This window comes from Tardiphaga sp. 37S4 (assembly GCF_021044645.1).
Classification (GTDB): domain Bacteria; phylum Pseudomonadota; class Alphaproteobacteria; order Rhizobiales; family Xanthobacteraceae; genus Tardiphaga; species Tardiphaga robiniae.
This window is the reverse complement of record NZ_CP088008.1, coordinates 4,156,870-4,171,410: the sequence shown is the minus strand read 5'-3', so window position 1 is coordinate 4,171,410 and position 14,541 is coordinate 4,156,870. Positions and strand designations below refer to the sequence as shown.

Sequence of the window (14,541 nt, the reverse complement as noted above, 5' to 3'; positions counted from 1 at the left end):
TTCCGGGTTCAACACTCAAATCCGGCGATGCGGCCTTGGTCTGCGAGGGATTGCCATGCGTGTGATGCCGACAATATTGCTGTGCACTGCAATAGGATTTGCAACAGCGCCGTGCCTCGCCCAGTCCAGGGACGCCGAGCCGGCCACGAAGGGGCTGAACGAATCGGTGCTGAAGACGCTGCCGTTTTCCGACCGCGCCGATTTCGATGATGCCAAACGCGGCTTCATCGCCACGCTGCCGGATGGCGTGATCGCAGGTCCGGACGGTAGGCCGGCATGGGACACCAAGCCCTATGCGTTCCTGCAAAACGACGCTGTGCCGGCGACCGTCAATCCCAGCCTGTGGCGACAGGCGCAGCTCAACGCGATCAACGGCCTCTTCAAGGTCACCGAGCGCGTTTATCAAGTGCGCGGGCTCGATATTTCCAACATGACCATCATCGAGGGCGACAGCGGCCTGATCCTGATCGATCCGCTGCTGTCGAACGAGACCGCAAAAGCCGCGCTCGAACTTTATCTGAAGAACCGGCCTGCGAAGCCCGTTACCGCCGTGATCTACACCCACAGCCATGCCGATCACTTCGGCGGCGCCCAGGGCGTCATCAGCGAGAACGACGCCAGGCAGGGCAAGGTCAAGGTGATTGCGCCCGACGGCTTCATGGAGCATGCGGTGGCGGAGAACATCATTGCCGGCAATGCGATGTCGCGCCGCGCGCAATACCAGTTCGGCAGCGCGCTGCCAGTCGGCGAGCGCGCCCAGGTCGATACGGGGTTGGGCAAGGCATTAGCGAGGGGGACGATCTCGCTGACCCCCCCAAACGACCTCATCAAGCAGTCCTACGAGACGCGCATCGTCGATGGCGTCGAGATCGAATTTCATCTGGTGCCGGGCTCGGAAGCCCCAAGCGAGATGATCTTGTATTTTCCGCAGTTCAAATTGCTGAACATGGCGGAAGATGCCACCCACAACATGCACAATCTCTACACCATCCGCGGCGCGGAAATTCGCGACGGCCGGTTGTGGTCGCGCTACCTCGGCGAGGCGATCGCGCGCTACGGCGACAGGACGGATATCGTGATCGCACAGCATCACTGGCCGATGTGGGGCAACGAGCGCATCGTCAATTTTCTCAAGAAACAGCGCGATCTCTACAAATTCATCCACGACCAGGCCGTGCGGTTGCTCAACCACGGCCTCACATCAACCGAGATCGCGGAGCAATTGAAGCTTCCGCCGTCGCTGGCGAACGATTGGGCGTCGCGCGGCTATTACGGCACCCTGAGCCACAATGCCAAGGCGGTCTATCAATTCTATCTTGGCTGGTATGACGCCAATCCCGCGGACCTCAATCCGTTGCCGCGCGCAGAGGAGGCGAAGAAGCAGATCGAATACATGGGCGGTGCGGACGCCACGATCAAACGCGCGCGCGAGGATTTCAAAGCAGGGCAATATCGCTGGGTCGCCAGCGTGATGAGTCGGGTCGTGTTCGCCGATCCGTCGAACAAGGAGGCGCGCGATCTCGGTGCCGATGCGCTCGAACAGTTGGGCTATCAGAGCGAGGCGGCGACGTGGCGGAATGCTTATCTGCTCGGTGCACTGGAACTGCGCAGCGGCGTCGGGCCGCAGAGATCGTCGCTGGCGAACGCCGAGCTGCTCAAGGGCGTATCCATCGATCTGGCCTTCGATTTTCTCGGGGTGCGGCTCAACGCGACGAAGGCAGAAGGCAAGAAGATCGTCATCAACTGGACTTTCACCGATCTCAATGAAACCTACGTGATGAACCTGGAGAATTCAGCACTGACGCATATGTCGGGCAAACTTTCGGACAACGCCGACGCCAGCGTGACGCTGACCCGCGCAGCGCTCGACGCTATCACGCTGAAGCAGCGCACCTTTGCGGACAGTGTGGCCGCCGGGGAGACATCGCTCAGCGGCAATCCGCTCAAGCTGCGCGAATTGTTCGGTCTGCTGGACGAATTCTCACCGGGATTCGAGATCGTGGAACCGAAGAAAGTGCGCGCGGAATAGGTCCGGCTATATCGCGCCTGTCCGGCGACCGGTTACGCTCGCAGGCGCTTGAGCGATTCGGGCAGGCGCGCATCGACCCAGGCGCCGATGTCGCGCTGGTGGCGATGGACATACAGCCCCAGCGCAATGATGCCGATGCCGATCAGCGACAGCGCGAACGGGAACAGCATCGAATCCTTAAAAATCTTCTCGGCGAGGTCGCCGAGATAGATCGCAATGCCGATGGTGCCGAACACCGCAAAGACTCGTCGCGACAAACCGACCGAGATCAACAGGAAGCCGACGTTCAGCAGGCAGTATAGCGCCTTGTCGAGATTGGTGCCGTTCGATGTGGCGGTGATGCCGCCCCAGAATGTCAGCACGCCGAACAGATAAAGCCAGAATGCGAAATCGCCGCTGCGCTGGCGCAGGTTGACGATCACCGCAGCAACCAGAATGCCAAGGCCGAACCAGATGGACACCTTGCGCGATAGTTCCCAGTCGCCGTAGCTCGCGCCCGCGATCCAGGGCACGACATCCATCGACAGAAACCATAGCGCGACCGCCATGATGAAGACGATGAAGGGAAAGCGATAGAATTGCAGTGCCACGATCGCCGCGGCGATGGTCGCAAGCTCCATGAAGACGAAGCTGCCCTTGATCCAGACATAGAAATCGCGCATCGCCGCCGGCCGACCGAAATCGGTCCAGGCACCATAGGCGTCCTGTATGCCGAACACGGCGAGCGGCGTCATCGCCACGGCGACCGCGATCAGCAGACCACCCGGTGTGCGCAGCTTCTTGACCGTCCAGAGATAGTGACCGGCGGCGGTGAACAGGCCGGCATAGACAAGGGCAGTGGCGGTTAGCGCCGGCCCGCCCATTTGCGAAAACGCCAGCGTCGAGAACAGCCCCATGGCTGATATCACCACCAGCGCGCCTGCGTACCAGAGCAAATGCACGACGTCGAATTTGGGCCCGGCAGCCGGCTGCTCCGGCACACGCGCCGTGAGGAAAGCCAGCAGGGCGTCGAGCTGCGTGGAAGGAAGCACGCCGGCTGTGACAGCCGCGCGCAGATCATCGGTCGAATATCGCATGCACTCTCTCCGCAATGCGCCATTCGACGCCGAACACTGCCCTTTGTCGCTTACACAGGCCGAAGCGTTCAAGGGCCAAAACCGGTCGCCGTGAGACTACAACGCCCGCGCGGCATTGCCCTTGAACGATACAGGCCCGGTCGGATGGCAGGCCGGCGAGCCGTCTTCGTGCTCCCGGGTGATCTCGAACGGCTGGTCGGCGACGATTTCCGGCGACAGTCGGGACCACGACGAAGCGACGGGCGCCGCCGTGCTGCGCCAGCTGCGCGAATGGACACTCAACCCGAAAGCGATTGATGTGGATAAATCAATCAAAGGAAATGCCCTGATAAATATCAACTACGGGATGTGCCGCGAATCTGGCGAGCTTCACCCCATTACAAATCAAAGATTTGCTTGGGGGCGATCATGTTTTCAGGATTCGCGACGCGCTTTACTGCGCGAATGACGGCGCTTGTTCTGGTGGCGTCGATGCTGACGGGGTGTGCGGAGATCGATCGTCGGGGTGGCGTAGTGGCAGAGGTCGAAGACTACGTCCTGTTTACGGCGCACACCAAGAGTCACCGGTTGTTTCGATCTTACATGCTGATTGGCGTCTTGATGGCAGCAGCGCGGCAGGGCGGGCACAATCAAGCAGACCGAGCCGCGATCGAAGGAAGTTTGAAGGAGACCCTGAGTGTTGCCTTCGAGGCCTATGCCTGCCTCTACCAAAATCGTGGAGATGCACGTGAGGATCGACAAAATCGGACACTAACGGAATGGATGGCGCAGGTCGCGAGCGATGCGCCAGCGAGTGCCACTTTCAAAACTATCGCCTTTGCGGAGCCAGCCAATTGTCAATTTTTCGATGAGAAGATGGCACGGCTTGACTATGCGCTTTACCGGTTAGCTCTGAGTGCGCTGTTCAACGAGAAGACGAACGCAAAACTTGCCACGATCCGCGATAAGCTTGTGGGTGAAATCCCGGTTCTGTCTGCATCGGCCAAAGCTGCTATCTTCACTGTCAAGGCTGCGAATGAAGCGACAAATATCGTGGATGATCTGCTCAATCTGAGCTTCTCCAGCCTCGGACCGACGCTCATCTTGCTGCCACTGTACAGGGATGCGCTTGAGCTGAACATGTGGGTCATCCTGGATTCGCTCAACAAGGCCTGCAACCTCAATATCAGCACTGATGCCGCTCGTCTTTTCAACGCGGATGGTACGCCTGCGCTCACAAACATGGAGCCTTGCGACAAACGCGACTATGTTTACTACATTTTAAGTCGAGGTGGCGGCAGTCTTTCGCTTTGGCGCAATTTCGTTCGTAACATGAACTATACAAACCCCTATGTTGAAGCGTACGCGCCACACTTTATGCTCGTTAGCCGTTTTATCTGGCGGTCCTGCACGAACTATCTTACGGAGACGGAATGCGGTGCGCTGATGACCAAAGCTTCTGTCTATGCGACGAAGCAGTCGATTCAGATCAATCTCAGTCATCCGAATGAACGCTTTGATCGCATCGATAGTGCCGCTGCACCGAGAGCCACAAGAGTTGCGCAGCCCCCGTCAAAGCCCTCAGCAAGTCCACCGCAATCGTCTTCTAGTCCAGCCGCCCGGGACCCTGATCCAACCGGCTCCATTGCGAAGCCGGACAAGCCTACGCAACCGACAACTCAGTGATGGCGTTCAGAATCTTTATTTCGCGGGGCGTGACTTCGGCACGAGCGATGAGAAGGCTTAAAGCGCCTTTGCCGCATTCCCCTTGAACAAAATCGGCCCGGTCGGACGACCGATCGGCGAGCCGCCTTCGGGCTCCAGCGTGATCTCGAACAACTGATCTGCCACAGTATCCGGCAATGCTTCCAGATCGAGCTGCAATGTCCGCGACTGTCCGGTGAGGCCGATGGACTTCGGGCCGATGTCGCGGTCCCACAGGGTCCAGACCTGCAGCGTGCGGCCGGCGGGCACGTCGATCGGGCGCAGCGGGATCAGTTCGACGCGGCCGTCGGAGAAGGTGTTGACGATGGCGCCGGTTTCCCTGGTGGCGTCGTTGACCAGCACGGCGACATAGATCGGCTTGCGCTGCGCCAGCGCGATCAGTTCGCGGCGGAGCTGGCGCGAGGTCGCGAGCGCGCCGATCAGGATCACCACCAGCATCAAGGCCGCGAACACGCCGCCGATCCCGGTGCCGCGCCAGAAGCCGATATTGTCCCACAGCGTTGCGCCGCGCAGCGCGGCGCGGGCGCCAGGCAGCGGGATCGCCGGTTTCACCTTGGTGGAGTCGGCGATGCGGTCCCATAGTGCGGCACTGGGGGCGAGCGCTTCGGCTGTGGCGTCAAGATCGGCCAATCGCTCCCGCCAGGTGCTGACGGCTCTGGCAAAATCGGCATCGTCGGTCATGCGCGCTTCGGCAGCGGCAAGCTCCGCGCCTTCGAGCAGGCCCATCACATAGTCGGCGGCGAGATCGTCGGTGGGATGCGTATTGTCGTCGTGCATGCTCATCCCATGCACTCCTGCAGTGCGAACAGACTGCGGCGGACCCAGCTCTTTACGGTGCCCAAGGGCACCTTCAGCCGTCCGGCCAGTTCGCCATGGCTCATGCCATGGACATAGGCCAGCACCACGACATCGCGGCGTGGCCGGTCGATGCGCTCCAGGCATTTGCGCAGCGCGGATGTCTCGGGCATCCGCGTCACGGTCGCCTCGCAGTCGATATCGAGCGCGCTGTCGTCGGACGCGTCATAGCGATGCTCGTTGCGGTGAATGCTGAGCGCGCGGTTGCGCACGACAGCATAGAGCCAGCCGCGGGCGCTGCCGCGATGCGGATCGAACGAGGCGGCCGCGCCCCAGATTCGCACGAAGGCATCGTGCACGGCTTCCTCCGCCAGATCCTGCCGGAACAGGATGCGGCGGGCGACGCCGATCATCTTCGGGGCTTCGCTGTTGTAGATCATCTGCAGAGCCGCCCGGTCGCCGGCGGCGCATCGCGCCAGCGCTGCCGACAGCTGCGCCTCGCGCGCGTGGTCGAGGCCCGCCTCGTCGCGCCGGGTCTCGGTGATGGTGCCATTCCCAGTCATGTCCATGCCCTTGCATGGTCAGTCTACCTTTGCCGCGCGCAATTGGATGCACCCAAATGAATTTATTTTCAGGGGCGTGCATCCAGTCGGCAGGGCCCGCCGGTAGTCCCTGTGTCGGTCCCGAGGGGACCGCGGAAACACAGGGAGCCACTTATGTCATTTCGTTCGCTTTTCGCCGCCTCCGCAGCATTGCTGCTGATCCCCGCGGCCGCCGCCAATGCCGCCCAGGTCGCAGCCCTGGTCGGTGGCGACACCATCGCCACGGTCGATACTGCGCAGAAGAAGGCGACCGGCTCGGTCAAGGTCACTGGTATTTCCGGCGCGCTGGTCGGCATCGATGTCCGCCCGGCCGACGGCATGCTCTACGGTCTGGTCGATGACGGCACCGTGGTTACCATTGCCGCCGACGGCAAGGCGACGGTGAAGTCGAAGCTCGACACCATGCTGGCCAAGGGCGTCACCGCCACCGTCGACTTCAACCCCGTGGCCGACCGTCTGCGCGTGATGGGCTCGGACGGCATGAGCCTGCGCGCCAATGTCGACGACGGCAAGGTGACGAAGGACGGCGATCACAAATATGCCGAGACCGACATGCACAAGGGCGAGAAGCCGAATGTCATTGCCGGCGCCTACACCAATTCGGTGAAGGGCACCAAGGAGACCGCGCTGTTCAACATCGACGGCACCATCGGTGCGCTGGTCAAGCAGGCGCCGCCGAATGACGGCATCCTCGGCGCCGTCGGCAAGCTCGGCATCAAGCCGGCGAGCGTCGCCTTCGACATCTGGTCGGACGGCAGCAAGAACGAAGCCTGGCTGATGGCCGATGGCACGCTCTATTCGGTCGATCTCGCCACTGGCAACGCGACCGAAGCCGCCAAGATCTCCGGCGTCACCGGCAAGGTGACGGATATCGCGATCATGGGCATGTAAGTCGCACGCTGCGATTTCACGCAACATCGCCAATGGAATGCCGCCCTCCATGGGAGCGCGGCATTCGTCTTTCGCAGGACGGATCTGCATTCCGGTGCTGCGCCGGCATTGACTTCACTTGGTCGTTCTGGCGAACTCGATGCAACCGCATTCAGTTCGGATGCATGCCATCCAACGCGCGCAGGAACACCTGATGATCGATCTCTATTACTGGAGCACGCCGAACGGCCACAAGATCACGATCTTTCTTGAGGAGACGGGGCTCCCCTACAAGATCATTCCGGTGAATATCAGCAAGGGTGACCAGTTCAGGGACGAGTTTTTGGCCATCGCGCCGAACAATCGCATTCCGGCGCTGCTCGATCATGCGCCCAAGAGCGGCTCGAAACCGATCTCGGTGTTCGAGTCCGGCGCGATGCTGCTGTATCTCGCCGAGAAGACCGGGAAGTTCCTGTCCGATGATCTCGCTGTGCGCTATGATGCGATCCAGTGGGTGTTCTGGCAGATGGGCGGCCTCGGCCCGATGGCCGGACAGAACCATCACTTCCGCAACTACGCGCAGGAAAAGATCACTTACGCCATCGATCGCTATGTGAACGAGACCAACCGGCTCTATGGCGTGCTCAACAAGCGCCTCGCGGATCGCAAATTCATCGCCGGCGACTATTCGATTGCCGATATGGCGAGCTATCCCTGGATCGTGCCCTACAAGAACCAGGGCCAGGACATCAACGACTTCCCGCATCTCAAGCGCTGGCTCGAAACCATCGCCGAGCGGCCGGCGGTCAAGCGCGCTTACGAGATCGCCAAAGAGGTCAATCCGAATTTCGGCCAGCCGCCGATCCGCACCGAGGAAGAGCGCAAGCTGCTGTTCGGCCAGACCTCGGCTGTGGTGAAGAACTGACGCGAGGTCGCCACGGCGCTGGAGCTGTTCGAACTGGGCGGCACCAAGGAGGATCGTCCCTTCAGCCCGTATTGCTGGCGCGTCCGGATGGCGCTGGCACATAAGGGTGGCGCGCTTCACCGAGAAGGACGCGATCAACAAGCACAAATCCGACAAGGTGCCAGTGCTGCTCGATGGGGAGCGCGCGGTCAACGACTCCTGGGCGATCGCCAATTATCTCGAAGACACCTATCCGGATCGTCCGTCACTGTTCGGCGGCGAGGGCGGCCGCGCCATGGGGCGTATGCTGAACTGGTGGGGCGACATGGTCGTTGTCGCCGGCATGTTTCCGTTCATCGTTGCGGATATTCATGGTCATCTGCGTCCGGTCGACCAAGCCTATTTCCGCGAGAGCCGCGAAGCGCGGTTCAAGAAGTCGCTGGAAGAGGTCGCATCCAATCGCGACACGGGCGTAGATGCCTTCCGCAAGTCGCTTGATCCGATGCGCCTCACCCTGAAGACGCAGCCGTTCCTTGGTGGTGCCGCGCCGAACTATGCCGACTACATCGTGTTCGGCCCGTTCCAGTGGGCGCGCGCGATCTCGCCGTTCAAGCTGCTGGCGGAAGACGACGCGATCTATGCATGGCGCGAAAGAATGCTTGATGCTTTTAACGGCATGGCGCGGAACTCGGCGGGCTATCCGGTCTGAGTTCCACTCTCTACGGGCGATGAATTGAGCAACGCTGGTATTCATGTCCGCATACCAGCGTTGTTCTCGATGGTGCTTGGTGCCTTCGTGAAAATCCGAGGATATTCCCTGTAACTCTCGCTATAAGGGAATACCTCAACGATTCACGCTGTCTCACGCGCCAAGGTCTCTATGTCCGTTCCGCCTACCAATCTCGCCGACGATGCGGTGATGTTCGATCTTGCCCCGGTCTCGCTCTGGATCGAGGACTACAGCGATGTGAAGGGGCTGTTCGAACAGTGGCAGGCGCAGGGCGTCGACGACATCGAGACATTCCTGCTCGCCAATCCCGAACGGGTCCGTGAGTGCTCGCAGCACATCCGCATTCTCAAGGTCAATCGCAAGACGCTGTCACTGTTCGGCGCGCGCGACCTGTCTCACCTGACGCTCAGTCTCGGCCTGGTGATGCGCGACGATACGTTCAAGAGTCATGTGTCGGAACTGGCCCAGCTCTGGAGCGGCCGGAATCATTTTTCCAGCCATACGGTCAACTACACGCTGAAGGGTGAGCGCCTCGACATCCAGCTGCACGGCATTGTTCTGCCCGGGCATGAAGAGCGTTGGGATCGCGTGATGATCGCCATCGAGGATGTGACCGAACGTGAAGGCGCGCGTCGTCGCCTCGCGGAGAGCGAGAATTATGCGTTCGGCCTGTTCGCGCATTCGCCGGTGTCGCTGTGGGTCGAGGATTTCAGCGGCGTCAAGCGCTTGGTGGACGACGTTCGCGCGCGCGGCATCGAGGATTTTCGCGTGTTCACGGATGTGCACGAGGAATTCGTTTTGCGCTGCATGAGCGAGATCCGCGTGCTCGATGTCAACAGCCGTACGCTGGAACTGTTCGGCGCGCCCGACAAGGACACGTTGCTCCGTCAGTTGTCGGATGTGTTTCGCGACGAGATGGAGCCGCATTTCCGCGAACAGTTGATCGACCTCTGGGAGGGCAAACTGTTCCAGCAGCGTGAGGTCGTCAACTACGCACTCGACGGCACCAAGCTGCATCTGCTGCTGCAGTTCTCGGTGTTGCCGGGGCATGAGCGCGACTGGTCACAGGTGCAGGTCGCGCTGACCGACATCACCGCGCGCAAGAAGGCGGAAGCCTATCTGGAATATCTCGGCACCCACGACGTATTGACGCGCACCACGAACCGCTCGTTCTTCGTGGACGAACTCAACCGGCTCGAACGCAAGGGATCGCAACCGGTCACCGTGATCGTTGCCGATCTCAATGCGCTGAAGACTGCCAATGACGAGCTTGGCCATGCCGCCGGCGACGGGTTGCTGCGCCGGGCCGGTGAAGTGTTCGGCGAACTGGTCGAAAAGCCGGCGACGGTGTCGCGCATCGGCGGCGACGAATTCGCCATCTTGCTGCCCGGAGTCGATGCTGCCGGCGGCGAAGCTGTGCTTGCCTCGCTGGCGCGACTGATCGAGGTCAACAACCAGTACTATCCTGATCTGACGCTGAGCCTCTCCACCGGGATTGCCACCAGCCGGACCGGCGAGCGGCTCGAAGCCGTGGTCAAGCGCGCCGATATGGAAATGCTGCAGGCCAAACGCAGCTACTATGCGCAACCCGATCGTGACCGGCGCAGCGCGGGCATGGTGTAGGCAAGCTGCTCGAGCCGGCGCGCAATCGTGCGCGACGTGGATCAGGCACGTCCGTCAAGTCGTGGCGTGCGCCGCCGCTGCCCTGGCGCGCAGGCAGTCGTGGCACAGGCAATCGCCGCCTGTGGTCGGCATCGGCAGTTTTGCGGTCTCTTCGGCGCACCAGCAATTGCCCGACAGGTCGCAGCCGAATTCAGTCCCGCAGTCCGAACAGGTGAGGCGGCGGCTGAGCGGCTGTGTAGTTTCTGTCCGATAATTCATGAAAGCAGCCCAAATTTCAGCGCGATTTTCATGCCGGGTTCATCTGTTCCACCCGTATATCGGGTGTGGCGCCTGTGACGGCCAGATGCATCATAGGACGAAGGCAGAGTGAGGGAAACCCGATGGCCCGCGACCCGCAAGGTGCGCTGATCGCGCTGAATCGCTTCGGCTTTGGCGCGCGGGGCGGTGCCTCCGGTGATATCGTCAATGCGGCCTCCGATCCTCGCGGCTTCGTGAAGGCCGAGCTGGCGCGCCCCAATGCGGCGCTGCTGGAATTGCCGGGTCTGCAATCGACGACCGAGCTGGGGCAGGCGATGTTCGCCTATCAGCTCGAGGTGAAGACCGCGCGCGAGGCAGCGTTGAAGACCCCAGGGCTGGTCCCGGTCGAAGCGCCGCCGGCTGCGATGGACAGGAAGCCGGAAGCTCCCGCGATGACTGGCAATACCACCATGACAGTGCAGCCTGATGCGGCGAAGCCGCCGCCGGCCGTCGCGCTGCCGCCCAATGTGGTGCAGAAGACCTATCGTGCAGAAGCGCTGGCGCGGATCCAGCGCGCGACCATTACCGAGGGTGGCTTTGTCGAACGCCTCGTCGTGTTCTGGTCGAACCATTTCTGCATCTCGGCCAGCAAGGGCGACCCGGCGCGGATGTGGGCTGGCTCTTTCGAACGCGAGGCGATCCGCCCCTATGTGCTGGGCAAATTTGCCGACATGCTGAAAGCCGTCGAACAGCATCCGGCGATGCTGTTCTTTCTCGACAACCAGCAATCGATCGGCCCGAATTCGAAAGCCGGTGAGAGGGGCAAGCGCGGCCTCAATGAAAATCTCGCACGCGAGATCATGGAGCTGCATACGCTCGGCGTCGGCGGTGGTTACACGCAGCAGGACGTGACGTCGCTGGCGCGCATCATCACCGGCTGGACCTTTGCCGGACGCGAAGGAAAGATCGGCACGCCCGGCAGTTTTGCCTTCAACGCCAATGCGCATGAACCGGGGCCGCAGCAATTGCTGGGCAAGACCTATGACGACAACGGTGCGGCGCAAGGCGAAACAGCGCTCGCCGATCTTGCGCGGCAGCCATCGACGGCGACATTCATCGCCAGGAAATTCGCGCAACATTTCGTGGCCGATGCGCCGCCGCCGGCACTGCTGGCTCGGCTGGAAGGCGTGTTCAGAAAGACCGACGGCGATCTGAAGGCGCTGGCGCTGGCGCTGCTCGATTCCAATGAAGCTTGGCAGATGCCGATGGCCAAGCTGCGCACGCCCTATGAATATCTGATCTCCACCGGCCGCCTGCTGGCGCGCATCCCCGAAGATCCCGGCCGTTACTTTGCGGGACTGCAGACGCTTGGCCAGCCGCTCTGGACACCGCCGGGGCCGAACGGCTTTCCGGACGGCAATGCCGCCTGGGCGGTGCCCGAAGGCATGAAGCTGCGGCTCGATCTCGCCGCACAGGTTTCGTCGCGCATTCCCGACAGTATCGATCCGCGCGAGATGCTCGACGTGGTCGCCGGCGAGGCGGCCTCATCCGAAACACGACAGACGATCGCGCGCGCGGAGACGCGGCAGCAGGCACTGACGCTGCTGCTGATGTCGCCGGAATTTCAGAGGAGATGACGATGGACTGCTGTGAAAGCCGCATGCTCGGCCCCACACGCCGCTCGCTTCTGTTATCAGGCGCGGCCTTTGCCGCCTGGGCCTATCTGCCGAAATTCGCTAGGGCCGCCGACGCGCGCGATCCGCGCCTGATCGTGGTGATCCTGCGCGGCGCGCTCGATGGTCTGGCCACCGTCGCGCCGCTCGGCGACCTCGATTATGCCGGTCTGCACGGCTCGATCGCGCTGGCGAAGGATGGCCCGAACGCAGCCATCGCGCTGGACTCGTTCTTCGGCATGCATCCAGCGATGCCGGAATTTGCGCGGATGTATGGCGACAAGAAAGCTGCCGTGGTCCATGCGGTGGCGACGTCCTATCGCGAACGTTCGCATTTCGACGGCCAGGACGTACTGGAGAGCGGCTATGCCGGCCCCGGCCGCGTGCAGTCGGGCTGGCTCAATCGCGCCATCGAAGCGCTACCGCGTGGCGAACGCGTCTCGTCCGGTCTTGCGATCGGACCGACCACGCCGCTGGTGCTGCGCGGCGCCGCGCCAACGGTTGGCTGGGCGCCGGTCAATCTGCCCAATGCGGCCGATGATACGGCGATGCGGCTGATGCAACTCTATCAGGACCGCGATCCCGCTTTGGCGACGGCCCTGTCGCAGGGCCTGAAGCTCGACAAGATTGCCGTTGGCGACGAGATGAAACCGAAGGGCGGCGGCAATGCCGTAGCGGCGATGCGCCAGGTCGCACGCGGCGCAGCGAAGCTGATGGCTGCCGATGACGGACCGCGCATCGCGGCGCTGGCCTTCGATGGATGGGACACCCATGCACAGGAGGGCGGCCCGGTCGGGCGCCTCGCGCAATTGCTCGGCGGTCTGGATGGTGCACTGGCGGAATTCGAGAGCGGGCTTGGGCCACATTGGCGCGACACGGTGGTGGTCGTGGCCACGGAGTTCGGTCGCACCGCCAAGATCAACGGCACGGCCGGCACCGATCACGGCACCGGCACGATTGCGCTGCTTGCGGGTGGTGCGGTCAAAGGCGGCCGGGTGATTGCGGACTGGCCCGGCCTTGCGAATGGCAAGCTCTATGAAGCCCGCGATCTCGCGCCAACCACGGATCTGCGCGCGATCTTCAAGGGCGTGCTGCACGATCATCTCGGCATCAGCGAGCGTGCACTGGCCGAGCAGGTGTTTCCTGACAGTGCGCTGGTGAAGCCGGCGAAGGGATTGGTGGGGTAGCTTTCTTGCTTCCCCTCTCCCCCAGCGGAGCGAAGCTCCGCGCAGCGGGAGAGGGTGCCTGAGCGAAGCGAAGGCGGGAGAGGGTCTAGCCGCAAGCACGATAGAGCCCTCGCGCTGGGGGAGAGGGGAAGAATCTGCGCGCAACTACCCCAGCGTAATCCCGTCGATCTCCGTCATCTCCTCCGCCGTCAGCTTCCACTGCGCCGCCTTCACATTTTGCTCGATCTGCTCGGGCGATGATGCGCCGGCGATGACGCTGGAGACTTGCGGGCGGGCGGCGAGCCACGAGAAGGCGAGCTCAAGCATCGAATGACCGCGCGCGCCGACGAAGGCCTGCAGTTGATCGACCAAGGCGATGTTGCGCGGGTTCAGATAGCGCTCTTGCATATAGGGGGTCTTGCCGAAGCGCGTATCGGCGGGGACGTTCTTCAGGCCGGCATATTTACCGGTCAGCATGCCGCCGGCGAGCGGGAAGAACGGCAGCAGGCCGAGATTGAAATGCTGCGCGGCCGGCAGCAGATCCTTCTCGATGTCGCGGACGACGAGACTGTATTCGTCCTGGCACGACACGAAGGGCGCGACGCCCATCTGGCGCGCGGCCATCTCGGCTTCGGCGATGCGCCAAGCCGGGAAGTTGGAATTGCCGATATAGCGCACCTTGCCCTGACGCACGAGGTCGTCGAGCGTGCGCAGCGTCTCTTCGATGGGCGTCAGCGCATCGTAATCGTGCTGCTGATACAGATCGATATAGTCGGTCTTCAACCGCTTCAGGCTGGCTTCGACGGCGCTCATGATGTAGCGGCGCGAGGCGCCCTGCTTGCTGCCGTCATTGCTCATTGGCTTGCCGTATTTCGTCGCCAGCACGATGTCCTTGCGGCGATCGCCCAGCACTTCGCCCAGCACCGTCTCGGAGCCACCCATGCCGGCATAGATGTCGGCGGTGTCGAACAGCGTGATGCCGAGATCGATCGCCTTGTGGATGACCTTGCGCGCGGTCTCCAGATCGGTGCGTTGGCCGAAATTGTTGCAGCCGAGACCGACGGCGGAGACGCGAAGGCCGGAGCGGCCGAGATTGCGGGTTTCCATGATGAATGTGCCTTGTGAGGGAAGC

The 14,541-nt window shown here is 62.1% G+C and carries 13 protein-coding genes and 1 pseudogene; 9 read left to right on the top strand and 5 right to left on the bottom strand.

What is annotated here, in order from left to right; all coding sequences use genetic code 11:
- Positions 1-64 precede the first annotated feature (64 nt).
- Positions 65-2,029 (top strand): alkyl/aryl-sulfatase, encoded by a 1,965-nt coding sequence (locus tag LPB73_RS19760; protein WP_231081196.1) that lies wholly within the window; start codon positions 65-67, stop codon positions 2,027-2,029.
- Between the two features lie 32 nt (positions 2,030-2,061).
- On the opposite strand, the gene LPB73_RS19755 is transcribed toward LPB73_RS19760, so the two are convergent.
- A complete protein-coding gene (locus LPB73_RS19755) occupies positions 2,062-3,105 on the bottom strand; it encodes a hypothetical protein (protein ID WP_231077920.1) in 1,044 nt (347 codons plus the stop codon).
- 121 nt (positions 3,106-3,226) lie between these two features.
- On the opposite strand from LPB73_RS19755, the gene LPB73_RS19750 reads away from it, so the two are divergent.
- Both LPB73_RS19750 and LPB73_RS19745 read left to right on the top strand, forming a co-directional pair.
- A complete protein-coding gene (locus LPB73_RS19750) occupies positions 3,227-3,553 on the top strand; it encodes a hypothetical protein (RefSeq protein WP_231077919.1) in 327 nt (108 codons plus the stop codon).
- Positions 3,514-4,770, top strand: coding sequence for a hypothetical protein (locus LPB73_RS19745; RefSeq protein WP_231077918.1), 1,257 nt, complete (start codon positions 3,514-3,516; stop codon positions 4,768-4,770). The genes LPB73_RS19750 and LPB73_RS19745 overlap by 40 nt, the downstream gene beginning before the upstream one ends.
- Positions 4,771-4,827: 57 nt before the next feature.
- Here the strand turns inward: LPB73_RS19745 and LPB73_RS19740 are convergent, their stop codons facing one another.
- Both LPB73_RS19740 and LPB73_RS19735 read right to left on the bottom strand, forming a co-directional pair.
- Positions 4,828-5,592 (bottom strand): anti-sigma factor, encoded by a 765-nt coding sequence (locus LPB73_RS19740; protein ID WP_231077917.1) that lies wholly within the window; start codon positions 5,590-5,592, stop codon positions 4,828-4,830.
- Positions 5,589-6,167 (bottom strand): sigma-70 family RNA polymerase sigma factor, encoded by a 579-nt coding sequence (locus tag LPB73_RS19735; protein WP_231077916.1) that lies wholly within the window; start codon positions 6,165-6,167, stop codon positions 5,589-5,591. The genes LPB73_RS19740 and LPB73_RS19735 overlap by 4 nt, the downstream gene beginning before the upstream one ends.
- Positions 6,168-6,320: 153 nt before the next feature.
- Between LPB73_RS19735 and LPB73_RS19730 the strand changes: the two genes are divergently transcribed.
- From LPB73_RS19730 to LPB73_RS19715, 4 genes and pseudogenes are all read left to right on the top strand, one after another.
- A complete protein-coding gene (locus LPB73_RS19730) occupies positions 6,321-7,097 on the top strand; it encodes a DUF4394 domain-containing protein (protein WP_231077915.1) in 777 nt (258 codons plus the stop codon).
- 193 nt (positions 7,098-7,290) lie between these two features.
- Positions 7,291-8,001: a glutathione binding-like protein gene (locus tag LPB73_RS19725; protein ID WP_231077914.1), complete on the top strand. Its 711-nt coding sequence runs from the start codon at positions 7,291-7,293 to the stop codon at positions 7,999-8,001.
- An 18-nt stretch (positions 8,002-8,019) separates the two neighbouring features.
- Positions 8,020-8,689 (top strand): annotated as a pseudogene (locus LPB73_RS19720) (glutathione S-transferase family protein).
- A gap of 171 nt (positions 8,690-8,860) precedes the next feature.
- Positions 8,861-10,333 carry a sensor domain-containing diguanylate cyclase gene (locus LPB73_RS19715; protein WP_231077913.1) on the top strand — a complete coding sequence of 491 codons (1,473 nt, stop codon included), beginning with the start codon at positions 8,861-8,863 and terminating at the stop codon, positions 10,331-10,333.
- 54 nt (positions 10,334-10,387) lie between these two features.
- On the opposite strand, the gene LPB73_RS19710 is transcribed toward LPB73_RS19715, so the two are convergent.
- On the bottom strand, positions 10,388-10,591 hold the full coding sequence (locus LPB73_RS19710; RefSeq protein ID WP_231077912.1) for a hypothetical protein: 204 nt from the start codon (positions 10,589-10,591) through the stop codon (positions 10,388-10,390).
- Between the two features lie 122 nt (positions 10,592-10,713).
- Here LPB73_RS19710 and LPB73_RS19705 point away from each other — a divergent pair, with 122 nt between their 5' ends.
- Both LPB73_RS19705 and LPB73_RS19700 read left to right on the top strand, forming a co-directional pair.
- On the top strand, positions 10,714-12,207 hold the full coding sequence (locus tag LPB73_RS19705) for a DUF1800 domain-containing protein (RefSeq protein ID WP_231077911.1): 1,494 nt from the start codon (positions 10,714-10,716) through the stop codon (positions 12,205-12,207).
- On the top strand, positions 12,204-13,430 hold the full coding sequence (locus tag LPB73_RS19700) for a DUF1501 domain-containing protein (RefSeq protein ID WP_231077910.1): 1,227 nt from the start codon (positions 12,204-12,206) through the stop codon (positions 13,428-13,430). Before LPB73_RS19705 ends, LPB73_RS19700 begins: the two co-directional genes overlap by 4 nt.
- A gap of 144 nt (positions 13,431-13,574) precedes the next feature.
- On the opposite strand, the gene LPB73_RS19695 is transcribed toward LPB73_RS19700, so the two are convergent.
- Positions 13,575-14,516, bottom strand: coding sequence for an aldo/keto reductase (locus LPB73_RS19695; RefSeq protein WP_231077909.1), 942 nt, complete (start codon positions 14,514-14,516; stop codon positions 13,575-13,577).
- Between the last annotated feature and the right edge of the window lie 25 nt (positions 14,517-14,541).